The 20,597-nt window shown below is 63.0% G+C and carries 17 protein-coding genes, 1 other RNA gene and 1 pseudogene; 8 read left to right on the top strand and 11 right to left on the bottom strand.

The genetic code is table 11. The features are described from left to right. Positions 1-18: 18 nt before the first annotated feature. The 4 genes from NKH80_RS11730 to mraZ are packed head-to-tail and all read right to left on the bottom strand — an operon-like array spanning position 19 to position 3,629. On the bottom strand, positions 19-1,764 hold the full coding sequence (locus NKH80_RS11730) for a peptidoglycan D,D-transpeptidase FtsI family protein (RefSeq protein WP_352475376.1): 1,746 nt from the start codon (positions 1,762-1,764) through the stop codon (positions 19-21). Continuing rightward, positions 1,761-2,138: a cell division protein FtsL gene (gene ftsL / locus NKH80_RS11725; protein ID WP_254818995.1), complete on the bottom strand. Its 378-nt coding sequence runs from the start codon at positions 2,136-2,138 to the stop codon at positions 1,761-1,763. The genes NKH80_RS11730 and ftsL overlap by 4 nt, the downstream gene beginning before the upstream one ends. Positions 2,139-2,142: 4 nt before the next feature. Continuing rightward, positions 2,143-3,174 (bottom strand): 16S rRNA (cytosine(1402)-N(4))-methyltransferase RsmH, encoded by a 1,032-nt coding sequence (rsmH, locus tag NKH80_RS11720; RefSeq protein ID WP_352991657.1) that lies wholly within the window; start codon positions 3,172-3,174, stop codon positions 2,143-2,145. Then, positions 3,171-3,629 carry a division/cell wall cluster transcriptional repressor MraZ gene (mraZ, locus tag NKH80_RS11715; RefSeq protein WP_254818997.1) on the bottom strand — a complete coding sequence of 153 codons (459 nt, stop codon included), beginning with the start codon at positions 3,627-3,629 and terminating at the stop codon, positions 3,171-3,173. Before mraZ ends, rsmH begins: the two co-directional genes overlap by 4 nt. 405 nt (positions 3,630-4,034) lie before the next feature. Here mraZ and NKH80_RS11710 point away from each other — a divergent pair, with 405 nt between their 5' ends. After that, positions 4,035-5,150 (top strand): cystathionine gamma-lyase, encoded by a 1,116-nt coding sequence (locus tag NKH80_RS11710; RefSeq protein WP_352991655.1) that lies wholly within the window; start codon positions 4,035-4,037, stop codon positions 5,148-5,150. 229 nt (positions 5,151-5,379) lie between these two features. On the opposite strand, the gene rnpB is transcribed toward NKH80_RS11710, so the two are convergent. The 5 genes from rnpB to NKH80_RS11685 form a co-directional block, all read right to left on the bottom strand. Further along, positions 5,380-5,778: RNase P RNA component class A (gene rnpB / locus NKH80_RS11705), an RNA gene on the bottom strand. Positions 5,779-5,837: 59 nt separating this feature from the next. Next, positions 5,838-6,581 (bottom strand): lytic transglycosylase domain-containing protein, encoded by a 744-nt coding sequence (locus NKH80_RS11700; RefSeq protein ID WP_352703469.1) that lies wholly within the window; start codon positions 6,579-6,581, stop codon positions 5,838-5,840. A 185-nt stretch (positions 6,582-6,766) separates the two neighbouring features. After that, a complete protein-coding gene (locus tag NKH80_RS11695; RefSeq protein ID WP_352505590.1) occupies positions 6,767-7,534 on the bottom strand; it encodes an N-acetylmuramoyl-L-alanine amidase in 768 nt (255 codons plus the stop codon). After that, positions 7,531-8,250, bottom strand: a complete 720-nt coding sequence (locus NKH80_RS11690; RefSeq protein ID WP_352505589.1) for a TerB family tellurite resistance protein — start codon at positions 8,248-8,250, stop codon at positions 7,531-7,533. The genes NKH80_RS11695 and NKH80_RS11690 overlap by 4 nt, the downstream gene beginning before the upstream one ends. 237 nt (positions 8,251-8,487) lie before the next feature. After that, positions 8,488-8,694 (bottom strand): hypothetical protein, encoded by a 207-nt coding sequence (locus NKH80_RS11685; RefSeq protein WP_023721215.1) that lies wholly within the window; start codon positions 8,692-8,694, stop codon positions 8,488-8,490. Between the two features lie 173 nt (positions 8,695-8,867). Here NKH80_RS11685 and NKH80_RS11680 point away from each other — a divergent pair. The 4 genes and pseudogenes from NKH80_RS11680 to NKH80_RS11665 all read left to right on the top strand — a co-directional run. Then, positions 8,868-9,569 (top strand): annotated as a pseudogene (locus tag NKH80_RS11680) (hydantoinase/oxoprolinase N-terminal domain-containing protein); the annotation flags it as partial. Positions 9,570-9,712: 143 nt separating this feature from the next. Next, entirely contained in the window at positions 9,713-12,742 is a 3,030-nt protein-coding gene (locus tag NKH80_RS11675; protein ID WP_352991652.1) for a hydantoinase B/oxoprolinase family protein, read from the top strand. An 82-nt stretch (positions 12,743-12,824) separates the two neighbouring features. After that, positions 12,825-14,072 carry a BtaA family protein gene (locus tag NKH80_RS11670; protein WP_352505588.1) on the top strand — a complete coding sequence of 416 codons (1,248 nt, stop codon included), beginning with the start codon at positions 12,825-12,827 and terminating at the stop codon, positions 14,070-14,072. Further along, complete coding sequence (locus NKH80_RS11665; protein WP_352991650.1) at positions 14,069-14,734, top strand: class I SAM-dependent methyltransferase; 666 nt, start codon at positions 14,069-14,071, stop codon at positions 14,732-14,734. The genes NKH80_RS11670 and NKH80_RS11665 overlap by 4 nt, the downstream gene beginning before the upstream one ends. Before the next feature lie 208 nt (positions 14,735-14,942). On the opposite strand, the gene NKH80_RS11660 is transcribed toward NKH80_RS11665, so the two are convergent. After that, the gene (locus NKH80_RS11660; protein ID WP_352991648.1) at positions 14,943-16,322 is read right to left on the bottom strand and encodes a serine hydrolase domain-containing protein; all 1,380 of its coding nucleotides are present in this window, start codon (positions 16,320-16,322) and stop codon (positions 14,943-14,945) included. Positions 16,323-16,728: 406 nt separating this feature from the next. Here NKH80_RS11660 and NKH80_RS11655 point away from each other — a divergent pair, with 406 nt between their 5' ends. Continuing rightward, on the top strand, positions 16,729-17,520 hold the full coding sequence (locus NKH80_RS11655; protein ID WP_352644738.1) for a glycoside hydrolase family 25 protein: 792 nt from the start codon (positions 16,729-16,731) through the stop codon (positions 17,518-17,520). A gap of 80 nt (positions 17,521-17,600) precedes the next feature. Further along, positions 17,601-18,773 carry a lytic murein transglycosylase gene (locus NKH80_RS11650; RefSeq protein WP_352644740.1) on the top strand — a complete coding sequence of 391 codons (1,173 nt, stop codon included), beginning with the start codon at positions 17,601-17,603 and terminating at the stop codon, positions 18,771-18,773. A 71-nt stretch (positions 18,774-18,844) separates the two neighbouring features. Here the strand turns inward: NKH80_RS11650 and NKH80_RS11645 are convergent, their stop codons facing one another. Beyond that, complete coding sequence (locus NKH80_RS11645) at positions 18,845-19,738, bottom strand: LysR family transcriptional regulator (protein WP_352644742.1); 894 nt, start codon at positions 19,736-19,738, stop codon at positions 18,845-18,847. A 123-nt stretch (positions 19,739-19,861) separates the two neighbouring features. Between NKH80_RS11645 and NKH80_RS11640 the strand changes: the two genes are divergently transcribed. Continuing rightward, on the top strand, positions 19,862-20,593 hold the full coding sequence (locus NKH80_RS11640; protein ID WP_352505581.1) for an SDR family oxidoreductase: 732 nt from the start codon (positions 19,862-19,864) through the stop codon (positions 20,591-20,593). The last annotated feature ends 4 nt before the right edge of the window (positions 20,594-20,597 follow it).

The following is a 20,597-nucleotide window of genomic DNA, read 5'->3' as shown; positions in this document are numbered from 1 at the left end:
GCCGGCGCGCCCGAAGAATCACTGATAGGAAACCAGCGTTGCACCATTTTCATGGCTGAAATCTGGCTTCACGCCAAGCATGGAAGCCGCACGTCGGATGATGTTTGCAGCCATGATGCCCGCGTTCGAGGCGGCCGTAGCACCCATGCCGGGCTTTTCCGGCTTCGGTTCGTCGGCGATCGTAAGCACTATGTATTGCGGATCGTCCATCGGGAAAGCTGCAACGAAGGCGTTGAAATTCTTTTCCTTCGAGTAGCGGCCGTTGACGACCTTCTCCGCCGTTCCCGTCTTGCCGCCCACCCGGTATCCTGGCACCCGTGCATTGCGACCGGATCCCTTTTCGGCATTGAGTGCATAGAGATAGCGCATGCCCTCGACCGTCTTGTCGCTGACCACTTTCTTGGCCACCGCCATCGCCTGCTCCTGCGTGCGAGGCAGGAAGGTTGGGTCCATCAGATAGCCGCCATTCATCAGCGCGGCGCAGCCGACCGCTGTCTGTAGCGGAGTCGTCGACACGCCGTGGCCGAAGGCGATGGTGATCGAATTGACCTGCTTCCAGACCTTGGGCTCGGTCGGCCGAGCGACTTCCGGCAGTTCGGTCTGCATCTTCTCGAGGATTCCCAGGCGATGCAGGAATTCGCGGTGTCCGTCGATGCCAACCGCTTCGGCTTCCTTGGCAGAACCGATATTGGACGAGTAGATGAACACTTCCGGAACTGACAGTATCCGGCCCTTGGCATGGAAATCATGGATGGTTTGATGGCCGATCCTGATCGGGCGCGACGCGTCGAAGCGGCTTTGCAGCGTTATTTTGCCGGAATCGAGCGCCATGGCGGTGGTGAAGCTCTTGAAGGTCGACCCCATTTCGTAGAGGCCTGCGGACATTCGGTTGAGCCGGTCCTTGTCCTGCGCATTATAGGGGTTGTTCGGATCGAAATCCGGAACGGAGGCCATCGCCAGCACCTCGCCGGTCTTGACGTTGAGCACGACGGCGCCCGCCGCGATCGCGTGGTACTTTTCCATGCCGGTGGCGACCTCGTCGCGCACGATATGCTGGACGCGCAGGTCGATCGAGAGCTGCACCGGTTTCAAGTCCTTGGCCACCGCCAGGCCCGACGCCTGAAGGTCGCTCAAGCCTTGTTCGTCTATGTATTTCTCCATGCCGGAGATGCCCTGATTGTCGATGTTGGTGAGGCCGACAATGTAGGACGAGGTTTCGCCGGCCGGATAGAACCGGCGCTTTTCGGTGCGGAAGCCGAAGCCGGGGATGCCGAGCTGCATGATGTCGGCCTGCTGCTTCGGCGTCAGTTGCCGCTGCAGCCAGACGAAGCCGGCGCCGCTCTTCAGCTTGTTGTATGTCTGCTCGTAGTCGATCTCGGGAAGCACCGTCGACAGTTTTTCGATCGCCTCGTCGGCATCGACGATGCGGCGCGGCTCAGCAAACAGCGACGCCGTCTTGATGTCGGTCGCCAGCACTTCGCCGTTACGGTCGACGATGTCGGGTCGCGATGCCGTCACCCGGCTCTGCGGGCCGCCCGACAGGTCGGGATTCTGGAAACCCAGATAGACCAACCGCCCGGCAATGGTAGAATAGATGCCGAAGAACACCGCCATCGTCATGACGATGCGGGTCCTGCCCTTGCCACCGGTCGCCTTGCGGGCTCCTTCGACGACGATCGATCCGCCCGCACCGGGCTTCGAACCGCGCTTCAGCAGCCTCCCAACCTTTGGAAATCTGGCGGCGATTGGAAATCCGCTGATCATTGGATGATGCCTCCGGTCACCACGGGATCCTTGCCGCCGACATCGGCCATGCCGCCCAGCCGCTGCGATGAAAGGTCCTCGATGTTGACGGGCTTCGCCGGCAGATCGTCCAGCCCGACGATCTGCCGCGCATTGACCGGCTCGAGTCCGAGTTGCGATTTGTAGATTTCGGTGAGCTTTTGCAGTCGCGACGGCTGGGTAAGCAGGCTCCAGTCCGCCTTGAGCAGGTCGATCGTGTCCTCTTCATAACGGATCTGCGCCTGGATCTTGTGCACTGCCGCCAGTTGCTCCTCGGCCTCGCGCTTGGTCTTGTAGGTCAGGGCAGCCGCCGAGACCATGACGGCGATCAGGACTATGTCGCTGGTACGAAACACGTGCTCACCTCTCTCCCGGACGATCGGCGCCGGGAAGCTTTGGGCCAGGCAGTTTTGGCAGGCCGAAAATCGAAAAATCGCCGGCACGCGCCGGCGCCTCTGTACGGATCGCAGCGCGCAGCCTTGCCGAGCGCGCCCGCGGATTTGCCGATATCTCGGCATCGCCAGGCGTCACGCCGCCGCCGTTCTTGGTGAAGGTGGCGGTGCGCGCCTGGACCTCGGGCAGATGCCGCGATCCGGTCGCTGAATCGGCTCTGTCGGCGATGAAGCGCTTGACAATGCGGTCCTCCAGGGAATGGAAGGTCACCACGGCAAGCCGCCCGCCCGGTTTCAGCACGCGCTCGGCGGCAAACAGTGCCTTGGCCAGTTCGCCGAGCTCGTCATTGACGAAGATGCGCAGCGCCTGGAAAACGCGGGTGGCCGGATGGATCTTGTCTTTCGGCACGCGACCGATATGCGTCTCGATGGCATCGGCAAGGTCGAGCGTGCGCTCGAAGGGGCGTTTTTCGCGACGGCTCTCGATCATGCGGGCGATGCGCCCGGCATGGCGTTCCTCGCCAAGAAAACCGAAGATGCGGGCAAGATCGCCCACCTTGAAGGTGTTGACGACGTCGGCGGCGCTCAGGCCCGCCTGCGCCATGCGCATGTCGAGCGGTCCATCGGCCCGGAACGAAAAGCCGCGCTCCGGCTGGTCGATCTGCATGGAGGAGATGCCGATGTCGAGCACGACGCCATCGGCACTTTCAACCTGCTCATCGAGCGTCGAGAACGGTGCCTGGACAAGCCTGAGCTTGCCGCCGGACTGCTGTTCAAGGGCCCGCCCCGCCGCAATCGCATCCGGATCGCGGTCGATGGCGACGACCGAGGCTCCGCTTGCTAGGATGGCCTTGGTGTAGCCGCCGGCACCGAACGTGCCGTCGACGATCACCTCGCCTTTCGTCGGGGCCAGCGCCTCCAGAACTTCGGCAAGGAGGACCGGAATGTGGCGGGCTGGTCCGCCAGCGGCATGAACTTCATCGCCGTCGCCGGCCATCATTCCGGCCGCTCCCCGGGCTTCGTCCCCTGCCGAAGCTGCAAAAGCCGGGCGCGTGCTTCCGTCCCATAGGCGCTGAGCCGTCCGGGCTCCCAGATTTGAAAGAAATTGCCGCGGCCAACGAAGGCCACTTCCGCTGAAATGCCGGTATGCTCGCGAATGAAATCGCTCATCGTGATACGGCCGTCCTGGTCGAGCTTCAGAAACGTTCCATCGCCATGGCAGAAGAACGACATGTCGTCCGCCGTCTGCAGGAACGGGTCCTCCTGGGCGATGCGCTGCTCGTAGCGATCGAGCAGGTCGAGCCCACCGACATCCATCGCCGGGCGATCCAGGCAGCGTAGCGCATAAAGTTCCGAATAGCCGCGTTTCTGCACAACGGCACGGAAATGCGCCGGCACGGACACCCGTCCCTTCGCATCGATCCTGTTCACCGCGTTCGACAGAAACCGGTCCATTGCGCGTTACGGCCGCTTGCGCCGCCGCACCCCTCTGCATCTTCCTGTCCGCGCCGCCCCAGCCCGGTCGGCGTCCAAAACCCACTTCGTTATGACGGGCGAACGCAGGCAAACGCGCAGCCGCCGCGGCTGCCCGATTGGCGTACGCTTCACCCTGACACGGAACGAAGGCTTGAGTATCGGAATGGGATATCATGGGGTGCTATGGGCGTCAACGGGAACAGTCTTCAAAACGCGCCTGCCATAACTGGGGAGAGCAGCTTTGACGGCACTCCCGTCTTTATCCTCTATTAAGCCTAACGAAGCGTTTAGAGCCGTGTGGCCCAACCGGAGCCGACTTGCCGCGGATCGCTGCCGCGCATAGCCTCGGCATCTCCTTTTCCGGTCAGTAACGAGGTTGAAATCATGTCCGAAACAGCCAAGTCACGCGCCGCAGCACTTCCCCATCTGCGCCGCGGCGGGTTGGCCAAGGGCGACCCGATCCCCTTACCCCTAACCATGGCCGCCATCTTTCATGCGCCGGGCGACGCCACCGGCTTCGATCAATATGGCCGCTTCAGCAATCCGACCTGGGATGCGGTCGAGCACATGCTGGCGCATTTGGAGGACGCCCCATGCGTCGCCTTTCCCTCGGGAATGGCTGCCATCTCGGCGGTATTTTTCGGCCTGCTCAAAGCCGGCGACCGTATCCTGCTGCCGTCCGACGGTTATCATACGACGCGAGCGCTGGCAGACCGTTTCCTGAAAGCCTTCGGCGTTGCCTACGATGTCCGGCCAACGTCGAGCTTTCTCGACGGCGGCTTCGACGGCTATCGGCTTGCCTTCGTCGAAACACCCGCCAACCCAGGACTGGACATATGCGACATCGCAGCCGTCGCCGAAGCCGTGCATAGAGCGGGTGCGGTGCTTGTGGTCGACAACACGACGATGACACCTTTCGGCCAGCGCCCGCTCGATCTTGGCGCCGATATCGTCATTGCTGCCGACACCAAGGCGCCAAACGGCCATTCCGATGTGCTGTTCGGCCATGTCGCCAGCCGCGACGCGGACATTATCTCGAGGGTGACCGACTGGCGCGAGACGTCGGGCGCCATCCCCGGGCCCTTCGAGGCATGGCTGGTGCATCGCGGCCTCGAAACGCTGGACGTGCGCTTCGACCGCATGTGCACTTCCGCCGAAATGATAGCGCGACGGCTGAAAAACCATCGCGCGATCAGCGGCTTGCGCTTTCCGGGACTGGAGAGCGACCCATCGCACAATCTTGCCCGCGCCCAGATGGAGCGCTTCGGCTTTCTCATCTCGTTCGTGCTCGCCTCGGAGAACAAGGCCGAGGATTTCATCAACAATTGCGCCTTGATGCAGGCCGCGACATCGTTCGGCGGCGTGCACACGTCGGCCGAACGGCGATCAAAAAGGGGAGATGCCGTTCCGCCCGGCTTCGTTCGCCTGTCGGTCGGCTGCGAGCCGGTGGAAGAGCTTTGGCAGGCGATCGAGGCGTCGCTGGACGCAATCGGTGGCTGAGCCGGCGTCGATCTTGCGCCGGCCGTGGAGGACGCGAACGATTTCGGTCGCCTCTTCGACGACACGATACAGGAGGTATTCGCCGACGATCAGGTGACGGATGCCGGGCGCGATGTCTTCGCGCGCGCAGCTGAGAAGGGATAAGTGGCCACTTGCTGCCAGCGGGCTTCGATCCGATCGAGCAATCGATCGGCCGCAGCCTCGCTGTCTTGCGCGACATGGGTAGAAAACTGCCAGCTGGCCTGTAAGCCGGGTTCTGTATGGCCCTCGCCCCTTGCGGGGCGAGAACGCGGCGGCCATTCATCTTGGGCGCATGTTGCCATGCGCCTCACGCAACCTACCCGGACGGTGAGCCGGAAACAGCCCCCGAGGGTTTCCCCTCGCACCGTCCCTATTCGGTCTTGCTCCCGGTGGGGTTTACCGTGCCGCTCCTGTTGCCAGTCGCGCGGTGGGCTCTTACCCCACCCTTTCACCCTTGCCACGATTGGATCGTGGCGGTTTGCTTTCTGTGGCACTTTCCCTGGGGTCGCCCCCGCCGGCCATTAACCGGCACCGTGTCTCCATGGAGCCCGGACTTTCCTCACCCGCAGCCTTTCGGCTTCGCGGCTGCGGCCGCCCGGCCAGCTGGCAAGGCGTATAAAGGGGTTCGGGCCCGAAAACGCAAACGAAAAAACAAGTTATCCCTTGTCAGGCGGGCGCTCCAAGCGCTGCCAGCTGCACCTTGACCTTGCCGCAATAGGCTGCGGACACCGGGTTCATCCGTGTGGCGGCGTGGCCGGCATTGTATTTCAGGATCGTGCCGCAGGTCGTGCCGCCGCCGAGATCCCGCGCCATGGCAAGGTACTTCATGCCGTATTTGATGTTGGTATCGGGATCGTAGAGACCCTGAACCGAACCGCTATAGCCCATCATTCTTGCCGTCGCCGGCTTGATCTGCATCAGGCCGATCTCGCCGGCGCTGCCGACCTGGTTCGGCTGGTAGTTGCTTTCGATCTTGATGACAGCATTGGCGAGCGACACCGGCACGCCATAGCTGGCGGCATAACGCGCAATGATCGCCGAATACTGTCCGCTGCCGCCGACAACCGCCGCCTGGGGCGCTGGCCTGCTCTTCGGAGCGACTGACGCCGTTGCCATGCGGTCGATGCGTTTGCGGTTACGCTTCACATGCTGTTTGGCGATTGTCTTTCTCGCAGCGGTTGGCCTTTTCGCGGAGACTGGCTTTTTCGTCCTTACCGGGGCCGCTTTTTCCACTTTCGCGATGGCGGTCTTCTCTACTTTTGCACCACCCTTCGGCATGGCGGTTTTGCCGGCTGCGGCACTGAAGCCCTGATCGGCCCGCTGACTCAGCGGTGCGCTGTTTGCCGCACTGAAGGCAAAAGTCATTACGCCGGCAGCAATGGCTGCCGTTAAAACGGTCAATTTCTGCATGTGATCCTGTTCTGTTTGATCCGCACAAAGAACTTCGCGCAGATACCCTCAATCAACATCGGAACATCTGGGGGGATAGACGTCCGACAATCTGTACGGATCGCCTTTGACAATGGAATTGGCGCCAAACAAGGCGACGCAAGTCACTTTGAGTAACAGATTGTAACTTTTAATCTGGCAAAAGGTTATTTGAGAGAGGCTATCCTTACGGAAGCGAGCAGCCTTTCCAGCGTGCGGATCGTCGATCCGTCAGCCACGCCGTCGACCAGGCGCTGCCGGAAATGCCGTTGAAATGCCTCGACCACGATTTCGGTCTGCCGGTCGAAAGCGCCGGTGATCTCGACGCCATAACCATAAAGCGCCAGCATCGACTGCAGTGCCTCAATATCGGCGCCGGTATCGCCTGGCCTCAGCACGGCGCCGCGCCGGATCGGTGCTGCCGGCACAACATGGCCGATGCCGGCGGCAAACAAGGTCTTCCATGGAAATTTCTCGCCCGGATCGACCTTGCGCCCGGGTGCCACGTCGGAATGGGCGAGCACCCGCTGGGCCGGAATGGAATGGCGCTCGACGATGCCGGCACACAGGCCGATCACCGCGTCGATCTGCGGTTTTGGAAAGTTGCGATAGCCGAGCGTATGCCCCGGATTGACGATCTCGATGCCGATCGAGCAGGAGTTGATGTCGCTCTGTCCGAACCACGAGCTCTTGCCGGCATGCCAGGCGCGGTCGCTTTCCCTCACCATCTGAACAATGCGGCCGTCCTCATGGACCAGATAGTGCGACGACACCTCGCTGGCCGGATCGCACAGCCATGCCTCGGCAGCGGCCCCGGTTGCCATGCCGGTGTAGTGCAGCACGATCATATCGGGTCCGGGCATCCCGCGTCTTGGTCCGAAATTCGGCGATACCCTGACCTCGGCGCTCGGCTCGTCGGGCGGAAAGCCGCTCATGCGTGCCGCAGGCCTCGCTCGATCATTTCATAGGCCGCGTTGATCGCCGCCAGCCTGGTCGTCGCGATCTTGATGAATTCCTGCGGCAGGCCGCGTGCGATCAGCCGGTCCGGATGATTGTCGGAAACCAGCTTGCGGTAGCGCCTGCGGACCTCCTCGAACGGCTTCCCACGCTCGATGCCGAGCACGACATAGGGGTCGGCGGCACCCAGATTGACATGCCGCGCCAGGATGCTCTGGTAATGCGCCTCATCGATGCGGAAGATCTCGGCGATCCGGTGCAGGAATTGGCCCTCGCGCTCATGCACCAGCCCGTCGGCCTTGGCGATGTGGAACAGCCCGTCGAGTATATCCTCCAGCATCAGGCAGTTGGTATGGCCCGAACCGCAAAGCTGCGCCATCCGCTCGGCATAGGTTTCGAAACCGGCAATGTCGCGTTTGGCCAAATCGTAGAGCCGCGCCACATTGCGCCTCTGTTCCTTCGGCACCTCGAATATTTCCTGGAAGGCGCGCACCTCGTCTTGCGTGACGATGCCGTCGGCCTTGGCCATCTTGGCCGAAAGCGCGATCATCGCCACCGAGAAGGCGACACGCCGGCGCAAATCGGCATCGCCGGAGAAAACCGTACGCACGGCTTCGACCACTTCGGCGACGCCTGACGACGCTGAAGATGAAACGCGTGTGACGAAGTCGCCGAGGCGGTCCCAAATCGACATGGGGGCTTCATAGGACCAACCACCCATCGCTATCAAGCCAAGACAGTGCCGCAGGGCTGGCCCAATCGATTTGGCGGAATGCCTGAGACGGCTAGCGCTAGTGCTTGCCCATGGAAATCGGCAGACGGAAACCGCTGCACGCAAACCCGCGTCGTCGCACTCGGCCACAATGCGCGGGTATCGTAAGCAGCAGAAAGGCCGGCGTGTGAGGCCGGCCTTTCTTGGTTGTCACGTTGACTACTGCGCCGGGGCAGCCGGCGCAGGTGCCGGAGCCGGAGCCGGCTCGGCAGGCTTGTTGGCGTCAGGAGCAGCCGGCTTCATCGTCTGGTCGGATGCCGGCGGGTTGGTGCTCTGCGTCGTGGTGTTATCGGTGCCGCTGTCGCTGCAGGCCGCAACGCCAAGCAAGGCAAGCGCCGAGACCGACGCAAGAATGAGTTTCTTCATGATTATCTCTCCTCTAATCACGCCACCGTTGCCGGCGACGATCGAGGGCACAATGCATCAGCGCATGATGAGTTTCGTAACGTTGCGTTTCCGCGTGTAACATCAAGCGCTTGGCAGTACAAAGCGTTGAGCACTAACAGGATGCCTAAATGAAAATGCCCGGAGGCGCTGCCATGACCGCAAAATGGGATTTCTGGATCGACCGCGGCGGTACCTTCACCGACGTCATCGGCCGGGACCCGCAAGGCGGGCTGCATCCAAGGAAACTCCTTTCGGAAAATCCCGAAGCCTATGCCGATGCAGCCATCCAGGGCATTCGCGAACTGCTCGGCGTCCAGCCCGGCGCCCCGATCCCCTCCGCGCTGATCGGCGATGTCAAGATGGGCACCACGGTCGCCACCAATGCGCTTCTCGAGCGCAAAGGCGACCGCGTGCTGCTGCTCATCACCAAAGGCTTCCGCGATGCGCTGAGGATCGCCTATCAGGCCAGGCCCGATATCTTTGCCAAGCAGATCATCCTTCCCGAACAGCTCTATGAGCGTGTCGTCGAAATCGACGAACGGGTTCGCGCCGACGGCAGTATCGAGCGCCTGCTCGACATTGCTTCCGTACGCCCGGCTATTGAGCAAGCCAAGGCGGACGGCATCGATGCGGTCGCGATCGTCTTCATGCATGCCTGGAAACACCCCGAGCACGAAAAGGCCGTCGCCAAAGTCTGTCGAAAGCTCGGATTCTCCCAGGTCTCGGTCAGCCACGAGGTCTCGCCGCTGATCAAGCTGGTCGGCCGCGGCGACACCACGGTGGTCGACGCCTACCTGTCGCCCATTCTGTCAAGATATGTGCAGAAGGTGGCGAAGGAGCTCGGCGTCCTCTCCCCCCTCGAGGGGGAGATGGCCGCGCAGCGGCCAGAGGGGGTCATCTCAGAAGGCACCGCCAGAACGTTGAGCACTGCCGCAACGACCCCACCCGGCGGCTTCGCCGCCACCCTCCCCTCGGGGGGAGGGAAAGCCCTCGCCTCATGTTCATGATGTCGTCGGGCGGCCTCACCGCCGCCGACATGTTCCAAGGCAAGGACGCGCTGTTATCCGGCCCGGCCGGCGGCGTCGTCGGCATGGTCGAGACGGCAAAACTCGCCGGTTTCGGCAAGGTCATCGGCTTCGACATGGGCGGCACCTCCACCGATGTCGCCCACTATGATGGCGACTACGAGCGCGCCTTCGACACCGAGGTCGCCGGCGTGCGCATCCGTGCGCCGATGATGCGCATCCACACCGTCGCCGCCGGCGGCGGCTCGATCCTGCATTACGAGGCCGGCCGCTTTCGCGCCGGGCCGGATTCGGCCGGCGCCAACCCCGGCCCGGCCGCCTATAGGCGCGGGGGCCCGTTGGCCGTCACTGACGCCAATGTCATGCTGGGCAAGCTGCAGCCCGAGTTCTTCCCGGCTATTTTTGGACCAGGGCAGGACGAACCGCTCGACGTGCAGACGGTTCGCGAAAAATTCACCGCGCTTGCCGCCGAGATCGGCGACGGCCGCTCGCCGGAAGCCGTCGCGGAGGGGTTCGTCACCGTCGCCGTCGAAAACATGGCCAACGCCATCAAGAAGATTTCCGTGCAGCGCGGCTACGACGTCACCGAATACCTCCTGAACTGTTTCGGCGGCGCCGGCGGCCAGCACGCTTGCCTGGTTGCCGATGCGCTGGGCATGGAGGCGGTGCTGATCCATCCGTTCTCCGGCCTGCTATCGGCATACGGCATCGGCCTGTCCTCTGTATTTGCGTCACGCCAGCAGGCGCTGCTGAAGCCGCTGGTGGAGGACTCCGGGGCGGCGATCGATGAACTCATCGCAACGCTGCGCAAAGCCGTCATCGACGAACTCGCCGCACAAGGCATCGCCGAAGACGCGGTCGCCTCGAAGCCGGTGCTGCAGGTCCGCTATGACGGCACCGATACCGCGCTGCCTGTGAACTTTGGTCACGGCTCGATCGCGCAAGCCAAGACGGACTTCGAATCGGCGCACAAGGCGCAGTTCGGCTTTGTCTACGACGACAAGCCGATGATCGTCGAATCGATCGGCGTCGAAGGTACCGATACCGGCGGCACCGGCCGCGATGAAAGCGATTCAGTTGTTGCAGATATGGCCGCAAGTCCTTCCGGGAACCGGAAAATCTTTGTCGACGGCGTCTGGCGCGACGCTGGCATCTTCCCTCGCGAAACGCTGAAGCCTGGTAACAAGATCGCCGGCCCTGCTTTGATCATCGAGCCGAACCAGACCATTGTCGTCGAGCCGGGCTGGCAGGCCGAGATCACCGCCAAGGACCACGTATTGATGCGGCGCGTCGAGAAGAAGCGCCGGCACGCCGCACTCGGCACCGAAGCCGATCCAGTGATGCTGGAGGTCTTCAACAACCTGTTCATGTCGATCGCCGAACAGATGGGCGTAACGCTGCAAAACACTGCCTATTCCGTCAACATCAAGGAGCGGCTTGATTTCTCCTGCGCCGTCTTCGACCGGAACGGCGCGCTGGTCGCCAATGCACCGCACATGCCGGTGCATCTCGGTTCCATGGATCGCTCGGTGGAGACCATCATCCGGCTCAATGCCGGCGACATTCACCCCGGCGACGTCTTTGCGCTGAACGCGCCTTACAATGGCGGCACGCATCTGCCTGATATCACCGTGGTGACGCCTGTTTTTTCCCTCCCGCTTGAGGGGAGGATGGCCGCGGAGCGGCCCGGTGGGGTCATCTCAGGAGGCACCACAAGAGTGTCGAGCACTGCCGCGGCGACCTCCTCCGCCGCCTTCGGCGGCACCTCCCCCTCAAAGGGGGAGGAACCCCTCATCCTCTTCTACGTCGCCTCGCGTGGCCACCACGCCGACATCGGGGGCACCGCGCCCGGGTCGATGACGCCGCTTGCCACCACCGTCGACGAGGAAGGCGTGCTGTTTGACAATTTCCGCATCGTCGATCGCGGCCGGTTCCGCGAGAAGGACCTGGAGACGCTGCTCACCGACCACCCCTACCCGGCGCGCAATCCGCACCAGAACATCGCCGACCTCAAGGCGCAGATCGCCGCGAACGAAAAGGGCGTCGCCGAGCTGCGCAAGATGGTCGCGCATTTCGGCCTCGATGTGGTCGAAGCCTACATGGGCCATGTTCAGGACAATGCCGCCGAAAGCGTGCGCCGCGTGCTGGAGCGGCTGCCCGACAGTTCCGAATACGAATATCCGACCGACACCGGGCAAAAGATCACAGTGAAGATCACTATCGACCGGCGGAAGCGCGAAGCCACCGTCGACTTCACCGGCACGTCGCCGGTCATGAAGAACAATTTCAATGCGCCAGAGCCGGTCGCCCGAGCCGCGGTGCTTTATGCCTTCCGCGTCATGGTCGAAGACAACATCCCGATGAATGCCGGATGTCTGCGGCCGATCAACATCATCATTCCCGACGGCTCGATGCTTAGGCCCACCTATCCCGCGGCAGTCGTGGCCGGTAATGTCGAGACCTCGCAACATGTCACCAACGCGCTGTTCGGCGCCATGAAGGCGATGGCCAATGCGCAAGGCACGATGAACAATCTCACCTTCGGCAACAAGCAGTACCAGTATTACGAGACGATCTGCTCGGGCTCGCCGGCCGGCCGGATGAACGACGGCCGCGGCTTTGCCGGCACCTCCGGCGTCCACACCCATATGACCAATTCGCGCCTGACCGATCCGGAAGTGCTGGAACTGCGTTTCCCGGTATTGCTCGAGGATTTCCATATCCGCGAAGGCTCCGGCGGCAAAGGCAAATGGAATGCCGGCGACGGCACCAAGCGCATCATCCGCTTCCTCGAAAAGATGGAATGCGCGATCCTGTCCTCGCATCGCAGCCACCCGCCGCGGGGGCTGGACGGCGGCGGTGATGGCGAGACCGGTTCGACCAAGGTCCGCCGCAAGACCGGCGCGATCGAGACGCTGAAAGCCTGCGATCAAACAGTGCTCGACGCCGGCGAGGCAGTCATTGTGACGACACCCACCGCAGGCGGATTTGGCGAGGCCTGAACTCGCTTCAACAGGTTGTCACCGGCCTGTCATCCACCTGCGTTACCCGCTTGCGGCAAAGCAAACGGGGAATCGCGTTGCCATGACGGACATTTCTGGGGAACTGGTTTTTCGCCGCGGCAAGGAGGTCGGCAAGGCCGTCTACCAGAACCGCCCGCTGTCGAAAGCTGGCATCTCCGAGCGCTTGTTCGCCTTCCTGTTCTCCGGCCTTGTCTACCCGCAGATCTGGGAAGACCCCGAAATCGACATGGACGCGATGCAACTCGGCAAGGGCCACCGCATCGTCACCATTGCCTCCGGCGGCTGTAACATCCTCTCCTATCTCACCCGGTCGCCAGAAAGGATCGATGCCGTCGACCTCAACGCCGCGCATATTGCGCTGAACCGCATGAAGCTCGCAGCGGTGCGTCACCTGCCGTCGCAGGGCGACCTGTTCCGTTTCTTCGGTGCGGCTGGGACCGGGCACAATTCGCAGGCCTATGATCGCTTCATCGCACCGCATCTCGACCCCGTCAGCCGCCATTATTGGGAGCGCCGCAACTGGCGCGGTCGTCGCCGCATCGCTGTCTTCGACCGCAATTTCTACCAGACCGGCCTGCTTGGCCTGTTCATCGCCATGGGCCACCGCACCGCAAAATTCTTCGGCGTCGACCCGGCCGGCATCATGGACGCCAAGAGCATCGCCGATCAGCGCCGCTTCTTCGACGAAGAGCTGGCGCCGGTCTTCGAAAAACCGCTGCTGAAATGGGCGACCTCGCGAAAAGCCTCGCTGTTCGGCCTCGGCATTCCGCCGGCCCAGTACGATTCGCTGATCACCTCGGGTGACGGCACCATGGCCAGCGTGCTGAAGGCACGACTGGAAAAGCTCGCCTGCGATTTTCCGCTGAAGACCAATTATTTCGCCTGGCAGGCTTTCGCCCGCCGCTACCCTAATCCGGGCGAAGCCGCCCTGCCCACCTACCTCGAAAAGCGCAACTACAAGACGATCCGCAACAATGTCGATCGCGTTGCCATCCACCACGCCAATCTGATCGAGTTCCTTGCCGGCAAGGATGCCGGCTCGGTCGACCGCTTCGTGCTGCTCGATGCACAGGACTGGATGACCGACGGCCAGCTCAACGGGTTGTGGGCCGAGATCACCCGAACCGCCTCGACAGGCGCCCGCGTCATCTTCCGCACCGCAGCGGAACCCAGCCTGCTGCCCGGCCGCGTCTCGAATTCGCTGCTCGACCAGTGGCGCTACGAGAACGACGCCTCGCGCGAGTTTTCGGCCTGCGATCGCTCGGCCATCTATGGCGGCTTCCATCTCTATGTGAAGCGGTCCGCATGAGCACGACCGAATTGCCGGCCAGCCATGCCGAACTGATGGACGGTGTCTACCGCTGGCAGCGTCATATCTACGACCTGACCCGCAAATATTATCTGCTTGGCCGCGACCGGCTTATCGCCGGACTGGATGTGCCGGCCGGCAGCACGGTGCTCGAGCTTGGCTGCGGCACCGGCCGCAACATTGTCCTCGCTGCCCGCCGCTATCCCGGCGCGCGCTTCTTCGGCCTCGATATTTCGGCCGAGATGCTGGAGACGGCCACCGCCGCCCTCGCGCGCGAAGGCCTCTCCGGCCGCGTCACCCTGGCGCGCGGCGACGCCACTGATTTCGACGCAAAGGCGCTGTTCGGCGTCAAAAGTTTCGACCGCGTCTTTGTCTCGTATTCGCTGTCGATGATCCCCGGCTGGGAGAAGACGGTGTCTGCGGCACTTGCTGCCCTGTCACCGGGCGGCTCGCTGCACGTCGTCGATTTTGGCCAGCAGGAAGCCTTGCCCAGCTGGTTCCGCACGCTGTTGCGCGGCTGGCTGAAAAAATTCCACGTCGAGCCGCGTGAATCGTTGCACGCGGTTCTGGATTCGGAATCTGCAAGAACCGGCGCAAGCTTCCGTTTCCAAACGCTTTGTCGCGGCTATGCGTGGCTCGCCGTGATCGGCCCAGTTCGATAGCCAGGACGTGTTGAGATTCAGGTCAGGCCGAGTCGAAAACGGGGGGTTCCGAGAACCGAGCGGAGCGTCCTTTAGGGTACGTGAGCACCGGCCTACGCCGGCCGTAGCCTTAACTGCCACGACCGCTCATGAGTGCTTTGGCCCGGCGAAGGCCGGAGCGCAGGAAACCGCCGTTTGCAGGCCGGCATCACCTTAGTATCGATACAGCCTAATGCAGCGCCTTGATCAGCGCCGCCACCATCGCCTGGGGCCGGTAGCCGAGCCTGGCCGGCGTCAGGCCGAGCCGCACCACAACCAGCTGCTCCGAGGGGACGATGGCGACCGTTTGCCCGTCATGCCCCTCCATCCAATAGGTGTCCTTGGGCAGGCCGGCGGCAAGGCCGGCACCCGGGTTTTCTTCGTCGCCCGGTCCTTCGATCCATAATTGCCCCTTGCCGTAGACCTTCGAGGCAGTTGCCGGTTCCCGCATCCAGTCGACGAAGCCAGCGGGCAGTATCTCTTTGCCGTTCCAGACGCCGCCCTGCAGCAGGAACTGGCCGAAGCGCGCCCAATCGCGTGCCGTGGCATAGAGATAGGACGAGCCGACGAAGGTGCCGTGCTCGTCGGCTTCAAGCACCGCGCTGTGCATGCCGAGCGGATCGAACAGCGCGGTCCTCGGCCAGGCCAGCGCCTTGTCCTTGTCGCCGATCGCATCCTGCCATAATCGGGACAGCATCACCGCCGTGCCGCTCGAATAGGAAAACACCTTGCCGACCTCGCCGGTCAGCGCCTTGGATCCGGCAAAGCCCGCCATGTCCGGTTCGAGATAGAGCATGCGCGTCACATCGGCGACGTCGCCATAATCCTCGTTGAATTCCAGCCCGCTCGACATCGCCATCATGTCGGCGAGGCTGATCACGGCGCGGCCATCTCCCTTCCAGGGACCGAACAGGCCCTGGTTGGTCATCGCCAGCTTGCCGTCCTTCACCAGCGTGCCGACGATCGCCGCATTCACCGTCTTGGTCATCGACCAGCCCAATAGTGGCGTCTTTTCGGAAAAGCCGTCGCCATAGCGCTCAGCGACGATGCGGCCGCTCTTGACCACCACCACCGCCCGCATGCCGGCGCCGGTCATTGCTGGATCGTCGAGGACCTTCACGACCTCGGAATCCTGCGAGGCACCGACATCGTCGCCTTCCGGCCACATCGCATCGGGCAGCGGCGCCGGCGTCGGTGGAGCGCCGGCGATAGCCTTGGCGGCGGCAATATCCCCATCGGGAACCGAGGCGCAGCCGAGCCCCTCGCGAGCGACCGCGACACTTTTGCCGAGCGCGCCGAACAGGCCCGCCGAAACCGTTCCCTTCTCCTTGTCCACCGACACTCTCATCAGCTTCAGCAGCGGATGACCCGGCGCCTGCACATCGACGGCGAGCACGTCGTTGGCGTCGCGCTCGGCGATGAAGACGTTCGAGCAGACGATCTTGGCCGCATAGCCGGAACCGACGCGGATCAGTTCCGGCGGCGCGAAATACAGCCAGCCGGCGAGTATCGCGGCGGCCAGCACAGCCAGGCCGAGCAGCCATTTGACGAACTTCAAAAGGATCTGCATTTTGAGTTCCCCCGGCGCGCTCGATCTATGTCATCGATTTGCCGCCATTGTTTCGGCAAAATCGCGGCTCTTGTCGAGCGCCGTCAACCGAATATCAACCATGATCGGCGATCACAGGTGCATGTCGCCCAAAAGCGCGCAGCGGTTTTGGGACCACGACATGCACAGACAAAAGAGCCAAGCGCGTCGAAGCGACGCGCTTGGACAGACCGGGCGATCCTGTGGGGTGACCGTCCGGCGGGGCTTGAATGCATGCGTCCCAAAACTGCGCAACGGTTTGGGAAATGCATGAAACGAAGATCCAGGCGCGTCGCGTAAGTCGGTTTCAGACACGCTGCGCCCGGTCGAGGGGCCACCCGCGGAAAGACCCATCAGCGGCCGGCTGAAACCGGCTCGGGAAGTAGCGATGCGCCGTTTCGCGGTCCTCATCACGCTGATGCTGCTTGGTGCCTGCTCGACGGTCGAGGATCTGACGCCATCGTCGTCCAGTGCCGCGACGGTTGTGGTACGCGCGCCGCGTTTTGCCGATTCCGACCCGCATGAATGGGACAGCGGCGCACCGTGGAGCTATGCCGTCCACGGCACCGACGTCTCCAAATACCAGACCTCGATCGACTGGCCGGCGGCCAGGGCCAGCGGCATCTCTTTCGCTTTCATCAAGGCAACCGAAGGCGGAGACCGGTTCGATGAAGCTTTCAACGAGCATTGGAGCCGCACCAAGGCCTCGGGCATCCCCCGCGCCGCCTATCACTTCTTCTACTTTTGCACGCCGGCCGCGACCCAGGCGCGCTGGTTCATCCAGAACGTGCCCAAAGACAGCTCGGCGATGCCGCCAGTTCTCGACATGGAATGGAACCCGAAATCGCCGACGTGCAAGCTGCGGCCCGATCCCGCCACGGTACGCAGCGAGATGAGCACGTTCCTCGAAATCGTCGAAAAACACTACGGCAAGAAGCCGATCATCTACACGTCGGTCGACTTCTTCGAAGATAATGGTTTGTCGGGTTTCCGCAGCTACCCCTATTGGCTGCGCTCCGTCGCCGGGCATCCGCGCCAGAAATACGGCAGCCATCCCTTCACCTTCTGGCAGTATACCGGAACGGGCGTCGTGCCGGGCATGGCCGGAAACGCCGACATCAACGTCTTCAACGGCTCCGAAGCCGCGTGGAAGAAGTGGTTGCGGCAGAACACCCGTTGACACCGGGCCTGCCGCCTGCTTTTCGACACAGCCAATAACGAATGCCTGCAACCGCTGGTAATCTTTTCGGAAGGATGGCGATGCGATTGCGCTTTGGACTTCTCGCGGCGCTGCTCCTGAGCGCCGTGCCGGCCGCGGCACAGCAATGCGGCGGCGATTTCGAGGCATGGAAGCAGGGCGTGGCGGTGGAGGCCAGGGCGGCCGGCGTCGGCGCTGCCGGTCTTGACGCGCTGGAAAACGCCACCCTCGATGAGAAGGCGTTGGCACGCGACCGCGCCCAGGGCGTCTTCACCCAGACCTTCATCGAATTCTCGAACCGCATGATCTCGTCCCATCGGCTGAAGCAAGGTGCGGCCAATCTGCAAAAATATGCCGAGGTCTTTGCCCGCGCGGATCGCGAATACGGCGTCCAGGCGCCGGTCATTGCCGCCTTCTGGGCCCTGGAAACCGATTTTGGCGCCGTGCAAGGCGATTTTCACACACTGAACGCGCTGGTGAGCCTCTCGTATGACTGCCGCCGCCCGCAGTTGTTCCGGCCGCAGATCGTGCCGCTGCTGATCTTGATCGATCGCGGCGTGGTGCCGGCCGACGTGACCGGTGCCTGGGCCGGCGAGATCGGCCAGACGCAGATGTTGCCTTCCGACTATCTCGGCCACGGCGTCGACGGCGACGGCGATGGCCGGGTCGACCTGCGCGGCAGCGCGCCGGACGTGATCATGAGCACGGCCAGCAAGATCCAGTCGCGCGGCTGGAAGCGCGACCAGCCCTGGATCGAGGAAGTCCGTGTGCCCGACAACTTGCCGTGGGAGCAGACGGGACGCACCAACAAGCTGCCGTTGACGCAATGGAGCCAGTGGGGCGTTACCAGGCCCGACGGCACGCCGCTTCTCGACAACGGCCTGAAGGCCGGCCTGGCGCTGCCCATGGGTCGCAAGGGGCCAGCCTTCCTGACCTACGACAATTTCGACGTCTATCTCGAGTGGAACCAGTCCTTTACCTATGCCCTGACAGCGGCAAATCTTGCCGCCCGGCTGGGGGGCGCTCCGCGATTCGATCCGCGCAACCCCGACCCGGGCCTCGACGGCGACCAGATGAAGGCGCTACAGACCAAGCTCGAGGCCAGAGGCTATGACGTCGGCACCGTCGACGGCATCCTCGGCACCAACACCCGCGAAGCGATCCGCAAGGAGCAGATGCGGCTGGGCTTGCCGGTCGACGGCTGGCCGACGCCGGAACTGCTGGCCAGGCTGTGAGGGTGGTGAATGGTAAAAGAATAGTACCGGAGCCGCACTTGAGCACCAGTTCACTATTCACTATTCACTATTCATTGCCTCGCCAGCAGGAAATCGATAAACGCTCGTAGCGGCGCGGGAACCTGGCGGGAACTCGCGTGATATAGATAAAAACCCGGAAATCTCGGCGACCAGGCTTCGAGAAAGCGGATGAGCTTTCCCGCTTCGATCCACGGCCGGACCTGGTATTCCAGCATGTACGCCACGCCGACCCCATCCAGAACCGCACCGATCATCAGGTCCGTATCGTTTACCGTCAGGCCGCCGCTGACGGCCACTTCCAGGGCACGTTGGCCCTGGGCGAACTCCCAGCGGTAGAGATTGCCGCCGCTCGGCCACTGGAAATTGATGCACTGGTGCTGATGCAGGTCCGCGGGATGGCGGGGTATCGGGCGATGCTCCAGATAGCTCGGCGCCGCCACTGCGGCCATCTCGAGTTCCTCGCTGAGCTTCACCGCCACCATGTCCTTGTGCAGCCGCTCACCCAGTCTGATTCCGGCATCGAAGCGGCCCTCGACGATGTCGGTGAGCATGTCGTCGACGATGATGGTGAGGGCGATATCGGGATAGGCGCGGCGGAAGTCGCCGAGGATCGGCGCGATGAAACGCGTGGCGGCAATGCGCGGAACATTGATGCGCAGCGAGCCTGCCGGCCGGCCGCGTGATGCATGCGCATCGGCGACGGCCCCTTCCAGTTCGCTGAACGCCGGCGCGATGCGGGCAAACAGCTTCTCGCCCTCAGCGGTCGGCGACATGCTGCGCGTGGTGCGGTTGAGCAGGCGGACACCGAGACGCTCTTCCAGCCCGCGTATCGTCTGGCTGAGTGCTGGAGGCGAAATCCTGAGCTTGGCCGCGGCGCGGACAAAGCTGCCCTCTTCGATGATTGTTGCAAATGCCGTGAGTTCGGAAAACTCGGTTCCGCGCATTATGTACCCCAGGCTTAACAAGTCAGTTAGATAATAGGCTATTCTCTGAGCAATAGCATGCCCCTAGCTATCGCTGGAACGCCGCTCGATCGGGGCGGCCGTATCCAGACGGAAGGAACAGCCATGCATCGTCCACTCGAAGGCAAAACCGCACTTGTGACCGGCAGTTCGCGCGGCATCGGACGCGCCATCGCGGAGGGGCTCGCAACCAAGGGTGCTGCCGTGGTCGTCAACTATGTCGGCAACGAGAAAGCCGCCAGGGAAGTCGTTGCCGCCATTGAAGGGAATGGCGGAAAAGCCGTCGCCATCCAGGCGGACGTCTCCAGCATCCCCGACATTCGCAGGCTGTTCGACGAAACCGAAATGCAGATGGGGCCGATTGACATCGTCGTCGCCAATGTTGGCGTCGCCGTCATAAAGCCGCTCGTCGAGGCTACCGAAGCGGACTTCGACCATGTGTTCGGCACCAATGCCAAAGGCACCTTCTTCACGCTTCAGGAGGCCGCGCGCCGCGTTCGCGACGGTGGCCGCATCATTGCCGTCTCCACCGGTGGAACCAAGATGTTTTTCACGCAGACGGCGCTCTATCTCGGCAGCAAGGGAGCCGTCGAGCAGTTCGTCCGCGTCCTCTCGCGCGAACTCGGCCCGCGCGCCGTTACCGTGAATGCGCTGTCGCCAGGCTTCACCGACACCGACCTGCTTCCGGAGCGGGACCGGGCCGTGGCCGCAGGCATGTCGCCCTTCGACCGGATCGGAGCACCGCGCGACGTCGCCGATGTCGCGGTTTTCCTGGCTTCGGACGAAGCTCGCTGGCTGACCGGCGAGAACATCCAGGCCGGCGGCGGAGTAGCCTGACTAC

It is taken from the genome of Mesorhizobium sp. M0904 (assembly GCF_040319475.1).
Lineage (GTDB): Bacteria > Pseudomonadota > Alphaproteobacteria > Rhizobiales > Rhizobiaceae > Mesorhizobium.
Note: the sequence above shows the minus strand (reverse complement) of the source record. Positions and strands in the feature narration are given on the sequence as shown.

Excerpts from the sequence above, each read along its gene's own strand:
- NKH80_RS11730 (WP_352475376.1), bottom strand. The coding sequence starts at position 1,764 with ATGATCAGCGGATTTCCAATCGCCGCCAGATTTCCAAAGGTTGGGAGG.
- rsmH (WP_352991657.1), bottom strand. The coding sequence starts at position 3,174 with ATGATGGCCGGCGACGGCGATGAAGTTCATGCCGCTGGCGGACCAGCC.
- mraZ (WP_254818997.1), bottom strand. The coding sequence starts at position 3,629 with ATGGACCGGTTTCTGTCGAACGCGGTGAACAGGATCGATGCGAAGGGA.
- NKH80_RS11710 (WP_352991655.1), top strand. The coding sequence starts at position 4,035 with ATGTCCGAAACAGCCAAGTCACGCGCCGCAGCACTTCCCCATCTGCGC.
- NKH80_RS11700 (WP_352703469.1), bottom strand. The coding sequence starts at position 6,581 with ATGCAGAAATTGACCGTTTTAACGGCAGCCATTGCTGCCGGCGTAATG.
- NKH80_RS11695 (WP_352505590.1), bottom strand. The coding sequence starts at position 7,534 with ATGAGCGGCTTTCCGCCCGACGAGCCGAGCGCCGAGGTCAGGGTATCG.
- NKH80_RS11690 (WP_352505589.1), bottom strand. The coding sequence starts at position 8,250 with ATGTCGATTTGGGACCGCCTCGGCGACTTCGTCACACGCGTTTCATCT.
- NKH80_RS11685 (WP_023721215.1), bottom strand. The coding sequence starts at position 8,694 with ATGAAGAAACTCATTCTTGCGTCGGTCTCGGCGCTTGCCTTGCTTGGC.
- NKH80_RS11675 (WP_352991652.1), top strand. The coding sequence starts at position 9,713 with ATGTTCATGATGTCGTCGGGCGGCCTCACCGCCGCCGACATGTTCCAA.
- NKH80_RS11670 (WP_352505588.1), top strand. The coding sequence starts at position 12,825 with ATGACGGACATTTCTGGGGAACTGGTTTTTCGCCGCGGCAAGGAGGTC.
- NKH80_RS11665 (WP_352991650.1), top strand. The coding sequence starts at position 14,069 with ATGAGCACGACCGAATTGCCGGCCAGCCATGCCGAACTGATGGACGGT.
- NKH80_RS11660 (WP_352991648.1), bottom strand. The coding sequence starts at position 16,322 with ATGCAGATCCTTTTGAAGTTCGTCAAATGGCTGCTCGGCCTGGCTGTG.
- NKH80_RS11655 (WP_352644738.1), top strand. The coding sequence starts at position 16,729 with ATGCGCCGTTTCGCGGTCCTCATCACGCTGATGCTGCTTGGTGCCTGC.
- NKH80_RS11650 (WP_352644740.1), top strand. The coding sequence starts at position 17,601 with ATGCGATTGCGCTTTGGACTTCTCGCGGCGCTGCTCCTGAGCGCCGTG.
- NKH80_RS11645 (WP_352644742.1), bottom strand. The coding sequence starts at position 19,738 with ATGCGCGGAACCGAGTTTTCCGAACTCACGGCATTTGCAACAATCATC.
- NKH80_RS11640 (WP_352505581.1), top strand. The coding sequence starts at position 19,862 with ATGCATCGTCCACTCGAAGGCAAAACCGCACTTGTGACCGGCAGTTCG.